Origin of the sequence: Phaeovulum sp. (assembly GCF_041596715.1) — a bacterium.
Classification (GTDB): Bacteria; Pseudomonadota; Alphaproteobacteria; order Rhodobacterales; family Rhodobacteraceae; genus UBA6213.
In genome coordinates, this window is sequence record NZ_JBFHIA010000340.1 from 1 (window position 1) to 2,463 (window position 2,463).

A 2,463-nucleotide genomic window follows, 5' to 3' on the forward strand; every position below is an offset into this window, starting at 1 on the left:
CTGCGCGCCAATACCGCGCGGATCGCCGACGCATTGCGCGCCGCAGGTATCGAGGGCGGTATCGCGGATAATTACGCGTTGACCCGGATGTTTGGCACGCAAAGCGGTGATTACGGCACCGGGCTGCCCGACGCCGTGATGATGAGCGGCGATTGGGAAGAGGACGACGGGCAACTGTCTGATGGCTATCTGATGCGGATGGGCTGGGCCTATGGGCCAGACCGAACGCAATGGAGCCAAAAGCTCGGCGATGGCGCACCCGACGCTTTCGCAATGCAACTGGCGGGGACGGATGCTGCGGTGTTTTCGCGCTCGTCCAACCTGCGCGGCCTTTTGGATACCGATCACCCGTTCGAATATCTGGGCGGGCTGAGCCTTGCGGTTCGCGCGATCGACGGAGAGAGCCCGGCACTTTACATCTCGAACATGCGCGACCCCAACCGGACCAAGCTGCAAAGCGCGGAAAGCTTCATGGCCTCGGAACTGCGCGCGGTCTACCAGCATCCCCGCTGGGTGGCCGAGATGAAGGACGAAGGCTTTGCCGGAACACTGGCGCTTCTGGATACGGTCAACAACTTCTGGGGTTGGCAAGCGATGGACCGCAACATCGTGCGCGATGACCAGTGGCGCGAGTTCATGGCCGTCTATGTCGAGGACCGCTACGATCTCGGGGTGCGGGAATGGTTCGAGGCTACCAACCCGCAAGCCATGGCGCAGATCACCGAGCGTATGATCGAAGCCATCCGCAAGGGCTATTGGGATGCCGACGCGGAAACGTTGAAGACGCTGGTAGATGTCTACACCGAGGTCGCCGCGGCGCATGACGTGGTTACCGACAACCGCGTCTTTACCGAATATGTCGCCGAACAGGCAGCCGGGTTCGGCCTGACCCTAGCGGCGATGGTGCCGGATGCCGCCAGCCAGCCCGAAGCGGCACCTGCCGCCGCGCCCGAAATCGTGACCGGGCAAGAGATGCGCGAAAACGTGCAAGAAGCCGCAGCTTCCGCGCCCCCCCAATATTTCGCCCTGATTCCGATCTTTCTGATCGGGTTCGGCTTTCTTTGGCAGGCTGGCCTGCTGTCGCTGCGTCCGCGCGCAACCCTATCTGGAGACCTCGCATGAATATTCTTGAATCCACGATGTTCGAAATCTCGAAACTGTTCCTTACGCCGGTGCTGTTGATCCTTTCGGTGATGTTCGTGGTGGCGCTGGTTTTGCTGGGCAGTTTTCTTGCCGAACTGACAACGCGCGCGGTTGGACGCAGGGGCGCACAACCGCTGACCGATTTCCGCGCGAAGAACCCCGGCATCAGCCGGGACGCGCTGGAACTGCACCTACTGCGCCGCCTAGAGGTGCTGCGCGTCGTATCCCGCGTGGCCCCCATGCTGGGCCTTGTCGGGACGATGATCCCGATGGGTCCGGCGCTGGTTGCCGTCAGTCAGGGCGATACAGCAGGGATCGCAGAAAACCTCGTGATCGCCTTCGCGGCGGTTATCATCGCGCTTTTGGCGGCGGCTATTTCCTTCACGGTCGTATCGGTGCGGCGGCGGTGGCTGCTGGAAGAGATGGAAGGCATCCTTAGCGCCATCCCGGTGCGACAAGGCGCGAAAGGGGCAGCCCATGACTGAACTGCGCGCAAACGAGGTGCATCACCAGCTGTCCATTCTGGAAGACGAAGATAGCGATGACCCGATCCTTTCGGTGGTCAACATCATCGACGTGTTTCTGGTCATCATAGCGGTGCTGCTGATCACCGTTATGGAGAACCCATTGAACCCGTTTTCCGCCGAGCAGGTGACGGTCATCAAGAATCCGGGGCAGCCGGATATGGAAATCATCATCAAGGACGGTGAGGAGATGACGACCTTCTCCTCTACAGGTGCCATCGGTTCGGGCACCGGCACCAAGGCCGGGATCGCCTATCGGATGGAAGACGGCAGTATGGTTTACGTACCCGAAGGAGGCACAAATGAGTGATCTGGTGGTCAGTGACCTGACGCCGATGGGCATGTATGAAAACGCTGATATCGTTGTGCAATCGATCCTGATCTTGCTTGTCTGCGCCTCGATTCTGACTTGGACCGTGCTGTTCGCCAAGTCGCTTGAGCTTGCCTTTCGCCGCTTCACCCTGCGTCGAGGTCTTTCGCGCCTGCGAACTGCGCAAGACCTCGGCGCGCTCGGCAGCTTGAAGGGGGCCGCTTCTCGGATGCTGGATGAAACGCGCCGCGAACTTTCGCTTTCGGGAAGCCCGGCAGTGCCGGGCGGAATCAAGGAACGGGTCGCGTTGCGCCTTGGTCGCGTCGAGGCGCGGGAGGGGCGTCGGTTGCAGCGTGGCACGGGCCTGTTGGCGACGATCGGTGCTGTCGGGCCCTTCGTTGGGCTGTTCGGGACGGTCTGGGGGATCATGAACTCTTTCGTGTCGATCGCACAAAGCCAGACAACGAACCTTGCCGTAGTTGCCCC

Annotated in this window: 4 protein-coding genes; all 4 read left to right on the forward strand. The window is 61.1% G+C overall.

Annotated elements, in window-relative coordinates:
* A partial coding sequence (locus ABY403_RS15685; protein ID WP_372841752.1) for a cobaltochelatase subunit CobN occupies positions 1–1,122 on the forward strand: 1,122 nt, incomplete at its 5' end.
* On the forward strand, positions 1,119–1,628 hold the full coding sequence (locus ABY403_RS15690; RefSeq protein WP_372841753.1) for a MotA/TolQ/ExbB proton channel family protein: 510 nt from the start codon (positions 1,119–1,121) through the stop codon (positions 1,626–1,628). The genes ABY403_RS15685 and ABY403_RS15690, both read left to right, overlap by 4 nt.
* Positions 1,621–1,977 (forward strand): DUF2149 domain-containing protein, encoded by a 357-nt coding sequence (locus ABY403_RS15695; RefSeq protein WP_372841754.1) that lies wholly within the window; start codon positions 1,621–1,623, stop codon positions 1,975–1,977. The genes ABY403_RS15690 and ABY403_RS15695 overlap by 8 nt, the downstream gene beginning before the upstream one ends.
* Positions 1,970–2,463 (forward strand): MotA/TolQ/ExbB proton channel family protein (locus tag ABY403_RS15700; protein WP_372841755.1); only part of this gene is annotated, 494 nt, incomplete at its 3' end. The genes ABY403_RS15695 and ABY403_RS15700, both read left to right, overlap by 8 nt.